The sequence below is a fragment of the Pseudogracilibacillus sp. SE30717A genome (assembly GCF_037071985.1).
Classification (GTDB): Bacteria; Bacillota; Bacilli; order Bacillales; family Amphibacillaceae; genus Pseudogracilibacillus.
Genome location: NZ_JAXHDF010000006.1, coordinates 93,264 through 114,334, shown reverse-complemented (window position 1 = coordinate 114,334; position 21,071 = coordinate 93,264). Strand labels below are relative to the sequence as shown.

16 protein-coding genes are annotated in these 21,071 nt (G+C 35.2%); 2 read left to right on the top strand and 14 right to left on the bottom strand.

The window, feature by feature from the left end:
• Positions 1-7: 7 nt before the first annotated feature.
• The 9 genes from SPD48_RS11090 to SPD48_RS11050 form a co-directional block, all read right to left on the bottom strand.
• Positions 8-1,630, bottom strand: coding sequence for a helix-turn-helix domain-containing protein (locus SPD48_RS11090; RefSeq protein ID WP_336258175.1), 1,623 nt, complete (start codon positions 1,628-1,630; stop codon positions 8-10).
• 586 nt (positions 1,631-2,216) lie between these two features.
• Entirely contained in the window at positions 2,217-3,173 is a 957-nt protein-coding gene (locus SPD48_RS11085; protein ID WP_336258174.1) for a diacylglycerol kinase, read from the bottom strand.
• A 191-nt stretch (positions 3,174-3,364) separates the two neighbouring features.
• Entirely contained in the window at positions 3,365-4,792 is a 1,428-nt protein-coding gene (gene gatB / locus SPD48_RS11080; protein ID WP_336258173.1) for an Asp-tRNA(Asn)/Glu-tRNA(Gln) amidotransferase subunit GatB, read from the bottom strand.
• A gap of 3 nt (positions 4,793-4,795) precedes the next feature.
• Positions 4,796-6,259, bottom strand: a complete 1,464-nt coding sequence (gene gatA, locus SPD48_RS11075; RefSeq protein ID WP_336258172.1) for an Asp-tRNA(Asn)/Glu-tRNA(Gln) amidotransferase subunit GatA — start codon at positions 6,257-6,259, stop codon at positions 4,796-4,798.
• A 12-nt stretch (positions 6,260-6,271) separates the two neighbouring features.
• Positions 6,272-6,562 (bottom strand): Asp-tRNA(Asn)/Glu-tRNA(Gln) amidotransferase subunit GatC, encoded by a 291-nt coding sequence (gatC, locus tag SPD48_RS11070; protein ID WP_336258171.1) that lies wholly within the window; start codon positions 6,560-6,562, stop codon positions 6,272-6,274.
• 192 nt (positions 6,563-6,754) lie between these two features.
• Complete coding sequence (gene putP, locus SPD48_RS11065; RefSeq protein WP_336258170.1) at positions 6,755-8,275, bottom strand: sodium/proline symporter PutP; 1,521 nt, start codon at positions 8,273-8,275, stop codon at positions 6,755-6,757.
• Positions 8,276-8,467: 192 nt separating this feature from the next.
• Positions 8,468-8,986, bottom strand: a complete 519-nt coding sequence (locus SPD48_RS11060; RefSeq protein ID WP_336258169.1) for a GDYXXLXY domain-containing protein — start codon at positions 8,984-8,986, stop codon at positions 8,468-8,470.
• Positions 8,983-10,215, bottom strand: a complete 1,233-nt coding sequence (locus SPD48_RS11055) for a DUF2157 domain-containing protein (RefSeq protein ID WP_336258168.1) — start codon at positions 10,213-10,215, stop codon at positions 8,983-8,985. The genes SPD48_RS11060 and SPD48_RS11055 overlap by 4 nt, the downstream gene beginning before the upstream one ends.
• Before the next feature lie 435 nt (positions 10,216-10,650).
• The gene (locus tag SPD48_RS11050; protein ID WP_336258167.1) at positions 10,651-11,385 is read right to left on the bottom strand and encodes a hypothetical protein; all 735 of its coding nucleotides are present in this window, start codon (positions 11,383-11,385) and stop codon (positions 10,651-10,653) included.
• Between the two features lie 43 nt (positions 11,386-11,428).
• Between SPD48_RS11050 and SPD48_RS11045 the strand changes: the two genes are divergently transcribed.
• Complete coding sequence (locus SPD48_RS11045) at positions 11,429-11,575, top strand: hypothetical protein (protein WP_336258166.1); 147 nt, start codon at positions 11,429-11,431, stop codon at positions 11,573-11,575.
• A gap of 83 nt (positions 11,576-11,658) precedes the next feature.
• Positions 11,659-11,868 (top strand): hypothetical protein, encoded by a 210-nt coding sequence (locus SPD48_RS11040; protein WP_336258165.1) that lies wholly within the window; start codon positions 11,659-11,661, stop codon positions 11,866-11,868.
• A 586-nt stretch (positions 11,869-12,454) separates the two neighbouring features.
• On the opposite strand, the gene pruA is transcribed toward SPD48_RS11040, so the two are convergent.
• The 5 genes from pruA to pcrA all read right to left on the bottom strand — a co-directional run bounded on the left by pruA (position 12,455) and on the right by pcrA (position 21,062).
• Positions 12,455-14,008, bottom strand: a complete 1,554-nt coding sequence (pruA, locus tag SPD48_RS11035) for an L-glutamate gamma-semialdehyde dehydrogenase (RefSeq protein WP_336258164.1) — start codon at positions 14,006-14,008, stop codon at positions 12,455-12,457.
• Between the two features lie 163 nt (positions 14,009-14,171).
• The gene (locus SPD48_RS11030) at positions 14,172-15,410 is read right to left on the bottom strand and encodes a PucR family transcriptional regulator (protein ID WP_336258163.1); all 1,239 of its coding nucleotides are present in this window, start codon (positions 15,408-15,410) and stop codon (positions 14,172-14,174) included.
• Between the two features lie 252 nt (positions 15,411-15,662).
• The gene (locus tag SPD48_RS11025; protein WP_336258162.1) at positions 15,663-16,784 is read right to left on the bottom strand and encodes a CamS family sex pheromone protein; all 1,122 of its coding nucleotides are present in this window, start codon (positions 16,782-16,784) and stop codon (positions 15,663-15,665) included.
• A complete protein-coding gene (gene ligA / locus SPD48_RS11020; protein ID WP_336258161.1) occupies positions 16,781-18,799 on the bottom strand; it encodes an NAD-dependent DNA ligase LigA in 2,019 nt (672 codons plus the stop codon). Before ligA ends, SPD48_RS11025 begins: the two co-directional genes overlap by 4 nt.
• Positions 18,800-18,809: 10 nt before the next feature.
• Complete coding sequence (gene pcrA / locus SPD48_RS11015) at positions 18,810-21,062, bottom strand: DNA helicase PcrA (protein ID WP_336258160.1); 2,253 nt, start codon at positions 21,060-21,062, stop codon at positions 18,810-18,812.
• Positions 21,063-21,071: the final 9 nt, after the last annotated feature.

Genomic DNA, 21,071 nt, shown 5'->3' with positions numbered 1-21,071 from the left:
ACGAAGATTAGCTTTCCTTTTTGTTGCTTGCCACATATAAACGAAAGGCGATAACTAAGTCGATCCAATCTTTTTCGTTATCAAAATCCGTTTCTAATACTTCTTCTATTTTACGTAAACGATAATACAATGTATTTGGGTGTATATGCAGAACTGCTGCTGTCTGTTTATGATTTTTATTCATTTTAATAAAATACTCTAATGTTTCAATAAAACTGTTATCTAATGTGTTTAAATTAGCCAATTTATCATACATAAACATTTCGAGAACATCTTCATCTACTTCATATAAAAGGCGTTCGATACCTAGCATGGAGTATTCTACCATTTCCATTTGGTGAAGTTTTGCATAGCCTATCGATCTTACTGCTTCATGATAAGAAATGGACAAATCCTCTATTGACGTTTCTCTACCGATTCCATAGATAATTTCTGTTCTATTCCATTGCTGTTTCACTTGACGGATTAATTCATTCAAGCCGCTTTTTCTCAGTTTTGGAATAATAACAATTAACTGGAATGCTCTAGTAAATATGAGACAATCAAATCCTATCGATTTTGTGATCCTTTCTATTGTGTGGACAAAACGTTCCTTGTCTATCAATTTATCGGACTGCCATAGTGGAGTGTCTTTTCCTTCCATAATCACACATTGTACATTCCAATTTTCATCCCATTTTATATACTGCAATGCATGGTATAAATCTTTACCAGAAATTCCTTCAATTAATTGATTAAAAACTTCTTCTCTTAAGTGGATTTCTTTTTCAAAAATCGCATTATTTTTAATCAATTCAAGTGCAATCGATAAACTTGCCTGTTCGATAGCAATCTGATTCATATGTGAAAAGTCGGCAAATGGTCTTTCTATTTTTAACAGACCAAGGACTTCATTACCCCGCACAATAGGGAAAACATGATCACTCTGTTCCTCTGTTAGCTCCCCTTCGAATATTACAGGTGAAGAGATAATTTTTTCAAGCAATGTAATGACATTCACAATTCCTCTTCCTTCAATGATTTGTTGATAAAATTGATTGTGAATAGATATGGATTGTTGCAAAAGCTCATTCTTTTCTTTTAAATGTTGATATACATTTGAATTATCAATTGCTATAGCACTTTGATCGGCAACAATTTCAATTACTTGCATATCTTCTTTTGTGAAAACACCATTTTCATTAAAATTATCTACAACAACAATACCATGGCATCGATCTTTATTCAGGATCGGAACAACGAAAGCACTTTTTATCTTCCGTTTATTTACCCCTTTATAATAATGTTCATAATTTCTTGGAGACATATTTCTCATATATTGATCAATTTCTTGTTCTGATGTAAATAGTTTAGACTTTTTATCTTGAAATACTTTCCCAGAAATGGACTCACCTGGAGTAAAGGCAACATTTTTAAAATGATCCTTATCAACTCCTTGACCTTCTGCAAACCTTAATGTGTTTGTTTTCTCATCATACAAATAAATAATAAATACTCCAGACACTTCAATTAATTCTGTAGCTGCCTGAATAACGCTTTTTAATATTTCTTCAATTTTAAGTGATTTTGTTAACATTTTATTTATTTCCAATAATTTTTTTGCTTTATGTAGATCAATGAAATCAGGCACGATAATCACCACTTTACTAGAATTTCAACCAGGATAATTTACGTCTATTTTATCATAAAAATCTTAAAATGAGGGGTGTACCTTTAAAGAAGTGAATATTTACTATTCAAAAAAGAGGAACATCGACTTCAAAATTTGGTCATTGGGCGGCTCAAACTCTGTAACGGATTACTCTATTTTTCTCTCGATTGCTCAACTTCTGACCTAAGTTGCTCAACTCTTACTTCGATCGCTCTACTTCTGCCCTAAGTTGCTCTACTTTTAACTCGATCGCGCAACTTCTGCCCTAAATCGCTCAACTTTTAACTCGATCGCGCAACTTCTGCCCTAAGTTGCTCAACTTTTAACTCGATCGCGCAACTTCTGCCCTAAGTTGCTCAACTTTTAACTCGATCGCGCAACTTCTACCCTAAGTTGCTCAACTTTTAACTCGATCGCGCAACTTCTGCCCTAAATCGCTCAACTTCGACGCTAAGTCGCTCTACTTTTTCTTCGATTGCTCAACTTCTGCCTCGGATTATCCATCTTTCCCTTATCTTACTTCAGAGAGTTGGAAATTCATTTTATAATAAAAAAAACGAAACAATTAGCTAGGTTCGCTTTGTTTCGTTTCTTCTAATGCCAATTGGCCTTTTATCCTTGCTTCTCTTTCAATGAATTCGTTGCTGACAAAAAATTCAATATGTTGGTGGAGATTCACTATTTCACCTGGTAATTCCCCGCCATATTCTCCATCTACATTCAATAGCATTTTGTCTTTTGGTGTTATTTTTATTCGTTTAGCTTGAGTATAAATGATATTGTCATCTTCTATATGTACCCCGCGAAGTCCAGCAGTAGCAATGCGTAGAAATTCCGCCAGATTTGTTTTCTTTAATATTAAAAGATCAAAATATCCGTCGTCAATCAATGCATCAGGGGCAAGCTTTTCAAATCCACCGACTGAATTCGTGTTGGCAACTAAAAACAACATAATATCTCCTTCAAAAACCCGGTCATCATATTCAATAATGGTCGATACTGGTTTTAATGAAGGAAGCATTTCTATTCCCTTAATGTAATAAGCTAACTGTCCAATAGCAGATTTCAGCTTTATAGGTACATCGTATGTGAGCTCAGTTAGTCCTCCACCGCCGGCTATATTAATAAAATAATGCTCATTCACTTTTCCAATATCAAGTGCTTTTGCCTGATTATTTAATATAATATCAACCGCTTTTTTTATATCACGAGGAATAGATAAAGCACGAGCAAAATCATTCGTTGTTCCAGCAGGAATTACCCCAAGTTTTGGTCGATACTCTGCTTCCGCTATTCCTTGTACAACTTCATTTATTGTTCCGTCTCCACCAGCGACAATGACGACATCATGCTTTCTCGCCACGGCAATTCGGGCTGCTTCAGTCGCATCGCCTTCGCCTCGTGTAGCATGTGCTGATGTTTCATATCCCGCAAGTTCAAGTCGTTCTAACACGAGTGGCAGCTCTTTTCTAAAAGCTTCCCTGCCTGCAGTGGGATTATATATAATCCGTGCTGTTTTCATAAAAAAGACCTCCCTCTTTCAACGAGAAGAATGAATACTTTGTAAAAGGGATGTCTATAAACGTATTGAATATGCATTCTATTAATAAGTTTTTAGACATCCCTTCATTAATACAAAGAGCGACGGTCCTAATAAAGATAGTTGTTCAGTTTTTCTCTTTGATAATCCATATCTTTAAGAGGTACTACGTTTTATCTTTTTTCAATCTCTTCTTTTAAAATCTTATTAACCATTTGTGGATTTGCTTGGCCTTTTGTCGCCTTCATTACTTGTCCTACTAGGAATCCAAGTGCTCGTCCTTTTCCTTCTTTAAAGTCAATAACAGATTGTTCGTTTTCATCTAACACATTATCAACGATTTCACGTAATTGACCTTCATCTGAAATTTGAACGAGACCTTTTTCTTTAACGTACTTTTCAGGATCAGTACCATTTTCAACAAGTTCGGCAAAGACTTGCTTTGCAATTTTCGATGAAATAGTTCCATCTTCAATTAACTTAATCATTTTTGCTAAGCCTTCTGGTGTGATTGCAAGATCAGGAAGTTCTTTTAAATGTTTGTTCATATATGCAGAGATATCACCCATAAGCCAGTTTGAAGCTTGTTTAACATCTGCTCCTAATTCAACCGTTCTTTCAAAGAAATCTGCCATTTCCTTCGTAGCTGTAAGGACTCCCGCATCATACTTTGGTAAATCTAACTCCTTTGCATATCTTTCTCTTCTCGCGTCTGGAAGCTCAGGTATTTCTTTACGAATACGTTCTTTCCACTCTTCATCAATATATAAAGGTACTAGATCCGGATCAGGGAATAAACGATAGTCATCTGCACTGCCTTTCACTCGCATTAAAATTGTCTTTTTTGTTTTATCATCGTAACGGCGTGTTTCTTGTTGAATCTCTCCGCCTTCTGAAAGGACTTTCGCCTGACGCTTCTCTTCGTATTCAAGCGCTGCTCGAACAAATGCGAATGAATTAAGGTTTTTAATCTCTGTTTTCGTTCCAAATTCTTTCTGTCCTACTGGTCGAAGAGAAATATTACCATCGCAACGTAATGAACCTTCTTCCATACGTACATCCGAAACGCCTGTATATTGAATAATGCTTTTTAGTTTTTCTAAAAAAGCATACGCTTCTTCTGGTGACCGAATATCTGGCTCAGAAACAATTTCAATTAATGGAGTTCCTTGACGATTATAATCAACAAGTGATCCATCGGCTGCATGCGTTAATTTTCCCGCATCTTCCTCTAAATGAATTCGTTCAATACCTATTTTCTTTTTATTTCCGTCCACTTCGATCTCTATCCAACCGTGTTCTCCAATCGGTTGTGCATCTTGAGAGATCTGATATGCTGCTGGGTTGTCCGGATAAAAGTAATGCTTTCTATCAAAGACAGTTTCCGAAGCGATATCACAATTAAGTGCCATCGAAGCTTTCATCCCGAAGTTTACTGCTTCCTCATTTAGCACTGGTAATGTACCCGGGTAACCTAGATCTTTTGGGTTTATATTTGTATTCGGTTCATTTCCAAACGCGTTTGGGCTAGATGAAAATATTTTTGATTTTGTTTTCAATTCGACATGAACTTCAAGTCCAATCACTGTTTCAAATTTCATTATTTACGCACCCCCTCTTTCTGGACGCTTCTTATGATGGTTCGTAGCTTTTTCATATGCGTAACCTGCACGATATACAGTTTGTTCATCAAAATGTTTTCCGATAATTTGTAATCCTAAAGGCAACCCTGTTTCGGTAAATCCTGCAGGAACAGAAAGTGCTGGAAGTCCTGCTAAATTTGCTGGGACAGTTAGCATATCACTCATATACATTGTCAGTGGATTTTTTATTTTATCATTAAATTTAAAAGCTGCAGTTGGTGTAGTTGGCCCAATAATAATATCATATTGTTCAAAGGCAGAACGGAAATCGTTTCCTATTAATGTTCGAACCTTCTGAGCTTTTCTAAAATATGCCTCATTATTATCACCAGTTAATACAGTTGTTCCCATTAAAATCCGGCGTTTTACTTCATCACCGAACCCTTCAGTTCTTGACTGTTTAAACATATCGATCATGTCTGTTGCATTGTCAGATCGTTTTCCAAATCGTACACCATCAAACCTTGCCAAACTGGATGATGCTTCTCCGTTTGCAATTAAGTAATAAGCTGCATCTGCATATGCTAAGTGTGGTAAAGATACTTCTTCCCATGTAGCTCCAAGCAGTTCAAACATTTGCAATGCATTTTGAACCGACTCTTTTACTTCTTCGGAAACTCCTTCTCCTAAAAATTCTTTAGGAACAGCAATCTTTAAACCTTTAATATCTTCAGAAAGAGCATTTAAATAAGATGGGATAGATTCTTTACTGCTAGTTGAATCATTCGCGTCATATCCGGCAATCGCTTCTAATACTCTTGCGTTATCTTCTACTGTTCTCGTCATTGGGCCAATCTGATCCAAAGATGGAGCAAATGCTACTAGTCCATAACGTGACACAAGACCATATGTTGGTTTCATCCCAACAATTCCACAAAAAGATGCTGGTTGACGGATCGATCCGCCTGTATCTGTTCCAAGCGAGAACATCACTTCTCCTGCCGCTACTGCTGCCGCTGATCCACCACTTGATCCTCCCGGTACGAAGTCATGATTCCAAGGGTTTACTGTCTTTTGGAAGGCGGAAGTTTCAGTGGATGATCCCATGGCAAATTCATCCATATTCAGCTTCCCGATCATTAATGAATCTTCACTGGCAAGTTTCTCAGTAACTGTTGCATCGTAAAGTGGATCATCAAAATTTGCTAATATTTTACTTGCACAAGTTGTCCGAATACCTTTCGTTACAATATTATCTTTAATCGCACCTGGAATTGCTGATAATTTTTTATCATATGTTCCTTGTGCATCAATCTGTTTCGCTTTTTCCAAGGTGTTTTCTTTATTTAATGTTAAAAATGCTTTTATATCACCATCGACCTTGTCAATTTGTTCGTATGAAAGATTAGCAAGTTCTTCGGCAGATATTTCTTTTTTATGTAACATATTTTCAATTTGTTTAATTGTAAAATTGTATAATCCCATTCTCAAACCTCCTTAGTCCATAATTGCAGGCACTTTGAAATGATTATCCTCATGTTCTGGAGCATTTTCTAATGCTGCTCCTTTTTCATCCCATTGTTTTGGTTCGTCATTTCTTAACACATTTATAATCGTATTTCCGTTCGTTGTCGGCTTAACATCGTCCATATTAATTTCATTTATTTTTTCTGTAAAAGTTAAAATTTCACTCAATTGTACAGCGTAGTTTTGAGCCTCTTCCTCAGTTAGGACTAAACGTGCTTGGTCCGCTGTCCTTAACATATCTTGCTTTGTAATTTCTGCCATATCTTTCACCTCCAAAAATGCTTACTATCAGTATCTGTACGGTTTCAATTTTTATGATAAATAATTTTGTAATATATCTAACAACACTCTTGATAATATCAGAAATGCTTGTCTCTTCGCAACTAATCGTTCTTTTCAGAAGAAAAAACCTACACAGATGCGCAGGTTTTTTTCCGTTAATTTCTTTACATTTTATTCATTTAATCTTTTCAACGTTTCTTCAAATTCCTGTTCCATTTCTGGTTTTGGTTTCCCCATTAAACTTACTATAATTGTTACGATTAAGTTCAATAAAAATCCTGGTACAATTTCATACAAATCAAAGATTCCCCCTTTTAGGAAGTCTCCCCATATGATTACGGTAACTGCACCAACAATTATTCCTGCCAACGCACCATTTCGAGTGATTTTTTTCCAAAAAAGCGACAAAATGATGATTGGTCCAAATGCAGCTCCAAATCCAGCCCACGCATAACTTACTAACTCAAGTACACTACTTTCCGGGTTAATTGCGATAATAGCAGCGATCAATGCGATTACTACAGTCGCAATCCTTCCAACCCATACTAATTCAGAATCAGAAGCATTTTTTCTAAAGATCGCTTTATAAAAATCTTCTGCAACCGCAGACGAAGAAACGAGAAGCTGTGAGTCAATCGTACTCATAATAGCGGATAAAATAGCAGCTAACAGTAGACCAGCCACTACAGGATGGAAAAGAATTTGGGAAAACGCAATAAAGATTTTTTCTGGATCGTCAAGCATCTGGACGCCGCCTTCATTCACTACACCAATACCAATCCCGGAAAAAATTGTGGCGTCTTGGGAAGCAACAAAAGCAAGCCCAGCAAAACCAGTGAAAATAGCACCATATAACCCTAAAATCATCCATGTCGTTCCGATAAAACGAGCTGTAGGTACATCCTTAGCTGATCTTAACGCCATGAATCGTACGATAATATGTGGTTGCCCAAAATAACCTAGTCCCCAAGCCAAAGAAGAAATGATAGCAATTACTCCAACCCCTTTTATCATGCTCAAATGACTTGGATTAATTGAACCAACTGCCTGCACCGCTTCATTCCAACCACCTATTTGACTGATCGCAACGATTGGAACGACAATCAAAGCTAGAAGCATTAATGAACCTTGAATAAAGTCAGTCCAAACAACCGCTAAAAATCCACCTAAAAAAGTATAAGATACGACAACAATGACACCAATCCATAATGCAGCTTGATAGGATAAACCAAATGATGCCTCAAAAAGTTTTGCTCCTGCTACCATTCCAGAAGATGTATAAAAAGTAAAGAACAATAAAATTACAATTGCTGAAATTAAACGTAATAAACGAGACGTATCTTTAAAACGATTTTCTAGAAAATCAGGAATTGTAATCGCATTATTTGAGACTTCCGTATAGACCCGTAATCTTTTTGCGATAAATTGCCAGTTTAAATAAGCACCAATCGCAAGTCCTACAGCAATCCAAGATTCAGAAATTCCCGTTAAATAAATTGCTCCCGGCAAACCTAATAATAACCAACCGCTCATGTCCGAAGCACCTGCACTAAGTGCTGCAACTGCTGGACCAAGTGAACGTCCTCCTAGAACAAAATCTGATAAATCTGTCGTACGACGATACATAATAATTCCAATTGCTAACATACCTACTAAATAGATTAAAAAAGTAATTAATGTACTAGTACTCAAACCTATCTACTCCTTTCAACAAACATCATAATGATCGAAAGTAAAATTAATAATGGCATTGGTACAAAAAGCCAAAATAAGGACCAGCCGGAAATAGCATATTCCACATTTTTTCCTCCTTATTAATTGTAATTTTTTACTATTATACCAAGGAAACTCTTAAGGATTTATCTGATTCTGTCGAATAGTACATTATTCGTTCCATTTCTCAATATTAATCACTTTATACTGCCCCCACTTTCCAATTAATAAGGTTACAATTAGTTGATCTGTTTGCTTAAATCCACCAAATTGATCCACTCCTTTAATCTTTTCAAACCCATAATTGACATAATAAACATCCCTGTCTACATCGTAGTATTGATATGTCCCGACTAGTACAGCTTCGTCTTCCCCTTTTGCCTCCAACTTATCCGCTGAAGCTTCACGTGTTCGATAAACATTCATTTTATCTTTTTGAAGCAACACATATACACGAGAATTATAATCTGATGGCAAAGAATCATTCCATTTATCAGATGCTATTTTATTAATGTCGTAATCTACATACAAGTCACTACGAATAAAATCATCGTAAACAGGAAAATCAGAAGATAATGTTTGAATTTTTACTTCATGACCCGTCTGATCAATCTTTTCAAATTGAAAAATTAAAAACAGGAGTACAAATAACTGAAGTAATATTACGAGATAAAAAAGGAGTCGTTTCATTTAGTGTGCCCTCCCTTTTCAATTTCTGTTGTTCGTCTTTTTCTTTCAAGAATAAAACTAATGAGAAACAATAAAATTCCACCTAATAAGAAAAACAATGATTTATTTAAAGTTTCCCATGCAAATTGGATATAGGCAGTGAACGTACTAATAATAAAGCTCATAATTCCAATAATTATTTTATCTTCTAGTTTTCTTTGAAAGCCCACGACTAACCAGTAAACTGAGAAAACAAACATACTGAGAATAACGAAAAGAAATGAAAAAGGTAAATAAAACAGTGGAAGAAATAATAGTAAATCTATTAATTCTGAGGGGTTGGTCCGTCTTTTATAAACGAATGCTCCAAAGAGACAAATTGAAATGATAACAAAAAAGGAAACTTGGATATGCATATCTTCCAAAAAATATGACTCTTGCAATAAAAATGATTCATATATCTTAAATATAAAGATACTTAGTAAACTTATATAAATTAGCGACTGACGTAAATGCGGTTTCGGAATAATGTGAGCCAATGTATACATAAGTAAGAAAAAAAAGATCATCCAATAGTATTCTGGAGCTTCTATTACCGTATGTATCACTAATTGGATGCTAAGCCCGATTGCAAAAATATAATTAAACACAGGATTTGATCGATGAAATACAAAGTAGAAATATCCGAGGGAAAAAATTAGAAATGCAATGGAACTATATGTTGAAAAAGCAAAAGCACTATATATTTGAGTAAATATAGTAATAAGTAAGGCAAGAACAAATAAAGTAGGATTCTCATAAATACTGTATAGAAGAAGTCCGACAATACTCCAAATAATAAACGGCCAGACATTTAAATAATGAACTTGATAAACATTTAAAATTAAAAATAATGTCGCTCCAAAAAAAATATAGCCTAGAATTATAAAGCTCATTCCATATATATGTGATCTTCTTTGTGAGTCTTCTTCTTGAGTAGTGCTCCGTTTGGCAAAATAATGACCGACTATATAAAATGTTAACATACAAAAAATCATAATACTTAATCGTGAAAAATGCGGTACTTGGGCCCAATCAGAGAAAATAAATATTAATACACCTATCCCAATTAATAAAACCGAAAAAAGAATTAGCAAATAGCTTTGATCCTTTTTTACATACTTATTTAAAATCGCCTCTAACTGTTGATCAGTAATAATACCATCTTTCACCCAATTCTTTCCTTCTTTTCTTAGCTTTTCTTTATTCATTTATAGGCCTCCTACTAACTAAGGTCACATTCTTATTGTATTTTCATTATAAACCATTAATTAGTAAACTGTTACCACATTTAGCCATCAATTAATCTTTTTTAATATAAAAATCTATTTCTAAAGTTTTTGGTAGACAGCTGCTTATACATAGATGAAGCCATATGAGTAAACTAATATAAGTCCATGAAATGAAAGGAGAGTGTAATAATGGCTGATCAAAAAGACACAAAACTAGACGGCAGGGAATTTTGTTGTTCAACTGGGTTTAATCACTTTATTCGAGCAGCAGCAAATATTGAAAATTCCTTAGCAGACGCAATAAAAGCCCAAAGTGATTTATTAAAAAGAGATTCATTATCCCCAAAACAACTACGCTATTTTTCAGATCAACTGGAGGATATATTAAAACTCGCTATAAAGAAAGAAATAATTTTAGAACTCCTTATTGATGACATAAAAAAAGGTTGTAAAGATTGTAAATGTAAGAAAAAATGCCATTGTAAGCACACGAAATGTAAATGCAAGAAAAAATGCCAGCATTGCAACCACAAGGAATGTAAATGTAAAAAAAAATGCCAGCATTGTAACCACACAGAATGTAAATGCAAGGAAAAATGCCAGCATTGCAAACACACCGAATGTAAATGTAAGAAAAAATGCCAGCATTGCAACCACACAGAATGTAAATGCAAGGAAAAATGCCAGCATTGCAACCACACCGAATGTAAATGTAAAAAAAAATGCCAGCATTGTAACCACACAGAATGTAAATGCAAGGAAAAATGCAAGCATTGCAACCACACAGAATGTAAATGTAAGAAAAAATGCCCGCATTGCAACCACACAGAATGTAAATGCAAGGAAAAATGCCAGCATTGTAACCACACCGAATGTAAATGCAAGAAAAAATGCCCGAATTGTAACCACACCGAATGTAAATGCAAGAAAAAATGCCCACGTTGTAACCACACAGAATGTAGATGCAAGAAAAAATGCCCGCATTGCAAGCACACAGAATGTAAATGCAAGAAAAAATGCCCACGTTGTAACCACACAGAATGTAGATGCAAGAAAAAATGCCCACGTTGCAAGCACACGGAATGTAAATGTAAGAAAAAATGCCAGCGTTGTAACCACACCGAATGTAAATGTAAGAAGTGTCCGCATTGTCACCTTATAAACTGTAGATGCCATTTAAGATGTAGATATTGTGATTACGAGAATTGTAGATGTGAACGTGATGAGTTTGACAATAATTATTATTATTGTACCTGCTATTTATTTAGGGATTCGAAAGCTTACTGGAAATATTATGATTAATAAACTGTCGCTAGTTCGTTTTACCATTTTAATCTAAATAGCCCTTGAAAGTGACAGTTGTTTATACCTTATTATAAAAAGTCAATAAGATATTAATGTAACAGAGAGGAGGGAAAAGATATGACACCAAAAGAACAATTTCAGCTAGCCGCAGCTAATATGGAAAATGCGTTAGCGGATGTATTAAAAAGTATTACTTCTGATAATTTTCATGATAAAGCACAATTAGAAAGAATATTAAAATTAATAATCAAAAAAGAGATTGTATTACAATTTTTACTAGAGGAGTTTCACCGGCCTAAGAAAAAACGACGTAAGTGCTATTCTTGATAATTTTATCGAAGTTGCAGCTAATATGGAAAAGGAATTAGCTGATGTATTAAATAAATCAACTTCTCCCTCAAGCGACGTCAAAGGAACTTGAAAGAATACTAAAACTAATTAAGTGATCGCGCTATAATTTTTACTAGATGAATTTCATTACGAGTCTAAACAGTAGAAACCAATTCATTAACCATATTACTCCAATTTGCTTCCCTCAAATCAAGCAGACTCGGCAGATCTTTTAATAATCACCTATTCTAGGTTATAGAATAATTTACCGAAGTTAATAAAAATTAATATTTGCTTGTCAGTAAATATTATAACTTGCTAATAATCGAATAGCAGTGAAAATAGCCCCCATGATCTTGAAGACTTTATAAGTAAATATCTCAACGAATGGACAAGAGTCATTAATCAAAGAATCTAGTAGAGAACAGGAAGCGATCAGAATAATGACGAAAAAAAAGCCTAGCAGGAAATTGCTAGGCTTTAAACGAAAAGGTTAGATTTTATATTTTCTCAATCAATCATTAAACGATACTGCTTGTAAAAATTTAGTATAGATAACCGTTAGTCGAATTATCTAATAGTATTAAAACATTTCTGATGTAGATTTTCCTTGCATATGTTGAATTAAATAATCAGGTCCTCCTGCTTTTGAGTCTGTTCCTGACATATTAAATCCACCGAATGGTTGGTAACCAACAATTGCAGCAGTACAGCCACGGTTAAAGTAGAGATTTCCAACATGAAAATCTTCGCGAGCTTGTTCCAGATGTGCACGATTATTTGTAATAACCGCTCCGGTTAATCCGTATTCTGTATTGTTTGCAATTTCAATTGCTTCATCAAAGTCTTTTGCACTTGTCAAAGCAACAACAGGCCCGAAGATTTCTTCTTGCATAATACGTGCCTTTGGATCAACATCAGCAAATACAGTCGGTTGAACAAACCAGCCTTTTGAATCATCTCCTTCGCCACCAATAAGAAGCTTTCCTTCTTTTTTCCCAATTTCAATATAGCTCATAATTTTGTCATATGCAGCTTGATCGATTACAGGTCCTGTAAAATGTTCATTTGTCGCTGGATCTCCTGCTACCATTTCTTTCGTTAGTTCTACAACACGATTTTTAACGTCATCATATACATCTTCGTGAATCACCGCACGGGAACATGCAGAACATTTTTGACCGGAGAAACCAAATGCCGATTGGACGATTGATTGGGCTGCAAGTTCTAAATCAGCTTCACTATCAACTACAATAGTATCTTTTCCACCCATTTCAATAATGGTACGTTTCAACCACTTTTGTCCCTTATCTTCATGAACGACAGCTGCCCGTTCAAAAATTCTTGTTCCAACTTCACGAGAACCTGTAAAGCTGACAAATCGAGTACGTGGATGATCCACTAAGTAATCTCCAACTTCACTACCAGGGCCAGGAATATAGTTAACGACACCTTTTGGAAGGCCTGCTTCTTCCAGTACTTCCATGAATTTATATGCAATGACAGGAGTTGCACTTGCTGGTTTTAATAATACCGTATTACCAGTTACCATTGCTGCCACAGTCGTTCCTGCCATGATAGCAAACAAGAAGTTCCAAGGAGAAATGACGACTCCTACACCAAGAGGAATGTAGTGAAATTGATTTCGTTCAATCGGACGGCTTTCAACTGGTACACCATCTTTTATCCGAAGCATTTGACGTCCATAATACTCAAGAAAATCAATTGCTTCTGCTGTATCTCCGTCTGCTTCTTTCCATGGTTTTCCGCCTTCTTTTACTAATAGTGCGCTAAATTCATGTTTGCGACGACGAACAATTGCTGCCGCTCTAAATAAAATATCTGCCCGGAAAACAGGATCAGATTTTCTCCATGTTTCAAACGTTTCATCAGCAACCTTCATCGCACGTTCAGCAATTTCCCGATTCGCCTTTGATACATAGCCAATGACTTCTTCTTTATTAGCAGGATTAACAGAAACGATCTTATCTTCTGTTGTAACTCGCTCTCCATTAATAATGAGCGGATACTCACGTCCTAATTCTGCCTCTACTTTTTTTAATGCCTCTTCCATTTGACGTTTGTTTTCTTCGATGGAAAAATCGGTAAATGGTTCATGTTTATATGGAACTACCATTTATATAGCCTCCTTTAAATAATAACGGATTAATGATATAGATAATATAAACGTTCTAAAAAAATGATATACATACGGGAGATGGGAATACATCCGCAAATTATCTGATTACCTAAATTAGCTAATATTTCCTCTTTTATATTCTACCCCAAATTATTAGGCATTAATAAAATTGTTTTCGGTAAAACTCATAATAATCTGGTATATAATGCAAAGCAATTAATTGAAAATATAATTCGGCTCGTTCATGGACATTACCAAAATCAATCGCAGTCAACTCTGTAATTTGTTTAATTCGATAATTTAATGTGTTTGGATGGATAAATAACTGTTCCGCTGTTTTTCCGACTCGACAATTATTTTTTATAAAGCACCATAACGTTTTTAATAATTCGCTATTATTCTCTGCATCTTTTTTCATGATTTTTACGATTTTTTCGTTACGATATTGCTCACTTATATTTTTTTTATACATCAGTTTTAAATATCGAAATAAACCTAGCTCTTCAAATGTACTACTTAGTTTATCAACATCAAGAAATACCATCGTTTCAATAACTTCAAGAGCTTCTAAATAACTTTTTCTAATTTGACTGATTTTGGAGTATTCTTTTCCACTGCCGATAAAAACAGCATTCTGTTCCTGTTTTGTTAACGTTTTTTCGATACGTTCCTGAATTCGAATTACTTTATCAGAAGCAGGATGGTGTTTTGTACCATCAATTATACCCACAATTTCTGTGCCTTTCCCAAGATAATAGCCAATTTCTTCTTGTATAAAAATTTCTTTTATCTTTTCAAGAATATTTAAGTATTCCGTTTCTATTATCGATGTAACCAACACAGTAAATTGATCGGGAACAGTATAGGAAACTTTATTAGTAGCTTGATGCATCTCAGCTTCATTTAAAAATTCATCATTAAGTAGTTTCCAAATTACTGTTTGCACATCATTCTCTATTATGCTCTGTTCCTCGAATAATAATTTCCCTAAATAAGGCGCTATTTTAGATAACAATGCAAAATCTTCTTCATTCAATAACTCATCTGCTTCGTAAATCCACAAGTACCCTCGTATAATATTATGATATTTCAAACTGACGACAATTCGTTGGTAAAACCCAATATCTTCGATTGCCTGCAAACGAATTGGTTGATCCTCCCATTTCAGTCGATCAATTATGCCTTCTTTTTTTAATCGTTCAATAATAAATAATGGACATCTTTTGGATAAAATTGTCTTCTGCTGTATAGGATCAAATGAAAATTCATTTGGCGAGCTGTAAGCAATGAGTTCGAAATTTTTATTTTCTATAATCGTTGCTTTTTGTAATTTTTTACTTAATTGCTCTACTAACTGATGTACGTTTGTAGATTGGAAAACCTTTTCAGTTATATCCATCCTCTTCTCTCTTCTCCCCTATTTAAAATTTACGTGCTTTCGTCTAATTAAATTGTACTAAGTAAACGAAAGCATGTCTACACTTGACTTCATGATTGGAAAAAGAGAAAAATTACTTTACTAACCTTAGTATAAATTGTAAAAAAACTCAGGACAATATCGAAACTATCTAAAGTTAAAGGCATCTTATTGTGGATGTTCCACAATAAGAAAAAATGCCGTACCTCTTTATATGAGGATACAGCATTCATATTAATGATAGATATGGACTTTCGGTTCGTCTTCTCCAGCTTTTCGATAAATTAAACTTTCCGAACCGCTACTTGATGTAATCTCTATCTGAATATCATAATAATTAGGAAAAATCTCTTTTACTAAACCAAAAGCATATTGAGTGAAACCGAGTACTTCACCTTTCCCATAAAATTCTATCGGTACTTCGATCGACAATTGAGTTAAATTTTTATCGATATATAATCCTTTTCCTGCTACTCCAACATAATTAGGAAAATAACCAGCAATTTTTTCACTGAATGTTTTTACTTTTTGATAATCCTCATTGTATTTATCTTTTGCCCGATCAGAGGGGAATAAAACATATTCTTCGTTAATATTTTCCCATTTACCAATAGAAGTATCGCCTTCACCAACAACGGTTTTCATAACGAAATTTCCTGGCACTGGTGAAGATTGCTCTTCTTCTCTAAATAATGCAAACATAATCGGCACTTTTTCAAGACCATCTTTTTCTTGTAAAGTTGCCAGTACTTGTTCGGCAACTCGCTGCCCTTCTGCAATCATTTCATCCTTAGGTATTTTCTCATAATAATATGGTCCGCCTGTTTCTGTCTGGAATCGGTATACTGATTTTAAAGAAATCCCTATTGATACTCCAACCAATTTTACTGTATTATCATCATTTTTCTTTAAAAAATTCTGTTCCAGTACATGGGAAAAAACTCTTGGATTATTTCTGTGTTCTTTAATCTGTTCTTCCTTCGTTCCTTTTTTCTTTATTTCAGGATTTAACGAATCAATTAAACTATAAATTTCTTCTGTATCTAAAAATTGTCCTTCTTCAAAAACATATTTTTTCGGGTCGAAAACGGTTGTTGAATGCCTCCGAAGTCCTTCTTCTAATTCATCAATATCTACCCGGTTTGTTACTTGGTTTGTGATCGCTCCACGAGCAGCACTTGGCCGATATGGCAAAACCATTCTATATTGGTCTTCTGATAAAGAATAATGAGGGATAATAGACACCTCTGTCTCGCCTTCATTTTCTTCAGGTTGAACAATATCTTCTTGTTTTTGGTTCGAACAGCTTGCTAACACGAGGAGTGAACATCCAAGCATGATCAAAAACTTTCTCATGTGGACACTCCCTTAATTGCTTCTTCTAACTGGCTTTCATCCCAAATCGTAATCTCTAATTTTTTTGCTTGATCATATTTAGATCCGGCTGCTTCACCGGCAATAACTAAATCTGTATTTTTACTTACACTGCCTGTAACTTTGCCACCGTTCGCTTCGATAAACTCTTTTGCTTCTCTCCGCGTTAATTTCTCTAATTTTCCTGTTAATACAACTGTTTTATTTGCGAAAATTAGCTCTCCAGACGTCTCATCTGTTGTTCTTCTATTTCCAAGATAAGTCATATTAACACCTAATTCACGCAGATCATTCAGCAATGTACTTACTTTTTCTAGTGCAAAATAATGAACAACCGCATCAGCCATCTTTTCCCCGATTTCATCAATGGAAACGAGTTTATCATATGTTGCTTGTTGTAAGCTCTCCATAGTTTCAAATTCACCAGCTAAAATTTGAGCTGCTTTTGCTCCAATATGGCGAATTCCCAACCCGAAAATAAGTTTCTCTAATGAGTTATTCTTCGACGTTTCAATTGCTTGAATTAAATTAGTAGCTGACTTTTCTCCCATCCGTTCCAGTGGAAGCAGCTGTTCTTTTTCTAATCGATAAATATCATCAATGGAGTTAACTAATTGTTCTCTAAAAAGTTGTTCAATTACTTTTTCACCAAGACCGTCAATATTCATGGCATCACGAGAAACAAAGTGTATGAGGCCCTCTTTTAATTGGGCAGGACAATTTGGGTTCATACAACGAAGTGCTACTTCATCATCCAAGTGGACAAGTTCTGAATCACAGGCAGGACAATGGGTCGGCATTTCATATGGTTCCTCATCACCTGAACGCTCTTCTTTTATTACTCTGACTACTTTTGGAATAATGTCTCCTGCTTTTTTAATAATAATTGTATCTCCAATTCGAATATCAAGTGCTCGAATTTGATCTGCATTATGGAGGGTAGCTCTTCCAACAGTCGAGCCATCAATGAAAACTGGTTTTAAGATGGCAGTAGGTGTGACGACTCCCGTTCTTCCAACGCTTAATTCAACATCTTCAATCGTTGTCACTGCTTCAGTTGCTGGGAATTTATATGCAATGGCCCATCTAGGAGTTCTAGCTGTAAACCCTAACTTTTTCTGCTGACTTAAATCATCTACTTTGATGACAATGCCGTCAATTTCATAGGATAAGCTTCGTCGATTTTCTGTCCAATATGTGACATATTCGATCACCTCTTCGATCGAATGACATTTTTTCCATTCTTTATTAATTTTAAATCCTAAATCAGTCAAATACGTTAAACGTTCACTATGTGTTGGAATATCATCTAATTCCCACACTCCATACCCAAATAAAAATAAATCAAGATTCCGGGTAGCTGCAATGCGGGGATCAAGCTGCCTTAAAGAACCAGCGGCAGCATTTCGAGGATTAGCAAATAACATTTCTCCATTTTTCTCGCGCAATTCGTTTAATTTTACAAAAGATTCATGCGGCATATACGCTTCTCCACGTACTTCTACCTTTCTTTTTTCCGGAATTGTTAAAGGAACACTTCTTACAGTACGTAAGTTACTTGTAATATTCTCTCCAACCCGTCCATCTCCTCGTGTTGAACCTAAAACAAATTGACCAGCTTCATATGTTAATGCAATTGCTAACCCATCAATTTTTAATTCACAAATATAAACAACTTCTTCATTTAAACCGTTTGTAACCCGTCGATGAAAATCTCTTAAATCCTGCTCGTCGAAAGCATTTCCTAGACTAAGCATTGGAATCTCGTGTTCGACCTTTTCAAAACCTTCAAGAGGTTCCCCTCCTACTCGTTTCGTCGGCGAATGTTCCAATACTAGATCAGGATGTTCTCCCTCCAACTGTACTAATTCATTAAATAATTTATCATATTCTGCATCAGGTACACTTGGTGTATCTAATACATAGTATTCATGAGCATATTTATTTAAGCGGTCAACTAATGATTCTATTTTCTGTCTTACTTCTTGTTTATCCATCATCTACACCTCATTGTTTCGTAATCGGTGCGAATTTCGCCAATAACCGTTTAATACCGGTAGGAGCTGGAAATGCCACATCTAGTTCTGTTGCATCGCCGTTCCCTTGAACTTTAACGACCGTTCCTATTCCCCATTTATTGTGATGAGCTTTATCTCCCGCTCTCCATTCTTGATTTTGTGCCCCAGTCGTAGTAATTTTTTCAGTTTTTCTACGCGCTGGTTGCTTTCTTGGTGGGTGAGCTTTAGGTTTAGCGAAAGAGATTGAGTTATCACTTGGTTCGTCAAAAAATGAGCCAAACATTGATTTTTTCGCTACGTCTACTCCCTCTATTAGATCTTCTGGAATCTCATTGATAAACCGACTGATTGGATTGAAGTTAGTCCGGCCATATAATGTACGCATATTTGCATGAGTTAAGAACAATTCTTTTTCCGCTCTTGTAATTCCAACATATGCAAGCCTTCTTTCTTCCTCCATCTCCTCTTGATCCATAAGCGACCTACTATGTGGGAAAATATTTTCTTCCATTCCGATAAGAAATACTACTGGAAACTCAAGTCCTTTCGCAGAGTGAAGCGTCATTAATGTTATTTTTTCATTAGCATCAATTGTTGTATCATCCATCGTGTCAATATCTGCGATTAAGGCTAAGTCTGTTAGAAAAGTAACAAGCGTTTTATCATCTTCACTAGATTTCTCAAAATCCTTTGTGACTGTTAAAAACTCTGCTATATTCTCAAGACGACTCTGTGCTTCTATTGATTTTTCATTTTTTAGCATCTCTTCATATTTTGTTTGTTCTAATACCATTTCTACCATATCCGTTGCAGTAAGAAAGTTTTGTTGTTTAATCAATGTTTCCATTTGCAGTTGGAACTCTATTAATGCTTGAGCGGCTCGTTTAGGTACACCTGTTTGATCAATTTCTTTTACGGCTTGAAAGAAAGAAAGACCATGTTTAGTCGCATACGCCCGTAACCGTTCAAGGGAGGTAGCTCCAATCCCACGCTTCGGTACGTTTACAATTCGTTCAAAACTAATATCGTCATTCGGATTAGTAATAAGTCTTAAATAAGCAATAATATCTTTAATTTCTTTTCTGTCGTAAAATCGTAAACCTCCAACGATTTGATACGTCATATTCGCTTTCATTAACGTATCTTCAATAGCACGAGACTGGGCATTTGTTCGGTACAAAATTGCAATATCATCGGGAGTGTACGTTCCACTTACTAATAGATCTTGGATTTTTTCTGTAATATATAAAGCCTCTTCTCGTTCTGTTGCTCCTTGGAAATAAGTAATTTTATTCCCTTCTTCATTATCCGTCCATAACTTTTTCGGTTTTCTTCCCGTATTATTATTAATAACATGGTTTGCCGCAGCTAATATTGATTTTGTTGATCGATAATTCTGTTCAAGGAAAATGGTCCGAGCATTCGGATAATCTTTTTCAAAAGTTAAAATATTACCGATATTTGCACCTCGCCAGCGGTAAATCGATTGGTCAGAGTCCCCTACGACACAAAGATTTTGATAACGACTTGCAAGTTGTTTTACTAAATAGTATTGCGCATGGTTTGTATCTTGATACTCATCAACATGGATATATTGAAATCGACGTTGATAATAGTGTAAAACTTCCGGAACACGTTTAAATAAATGAATGGTTTCCATAATTAAATCATCAAAATCAAGTGCTTGGTTTTTTCTAAGTGTTTTTTGATATGCATCGTAAATCTCTGCAACTTGCCTTTCGTATACATTGCCGGCTTTTTCCAAAGCTTCTTGTGCAGTAATCAATTCATTTTTTGCATTACTAATTTGCCCAATCATTGCTCTTGGGTCATATTGTTTCGGATCTATATTTAAGTTTTTTAAAATCTGTTTCATTACAGACTGCTGGTCACTACTATCAATAATAGTAAAATTAGAACTATATCCTATTCGATCAATATCTCTTCGCAAAATTCTTACACACATCGAGTGAAATGTAGAAACCCACATTGCATCACTTGCCGGACCAACTAGCTTTTGTACACGATCCTTCATTTCTCGAGCGGCCTTGTTCGTAAATGTGATCGCTAATATATTTCTTGGTGCTACGGATTTTTCATCGATTAAATAAGCTATCCGATGGGTCAGAACTCGTGTTTTACCACTACCTGCACCTGCCATGATCAAAAGTGGGCCTGCTGTATGTCTAACTGCCTCTTGTTGTTCTTTATTTAAGTTACTTAAAAATTCAATAACGCTCATTAATACCAG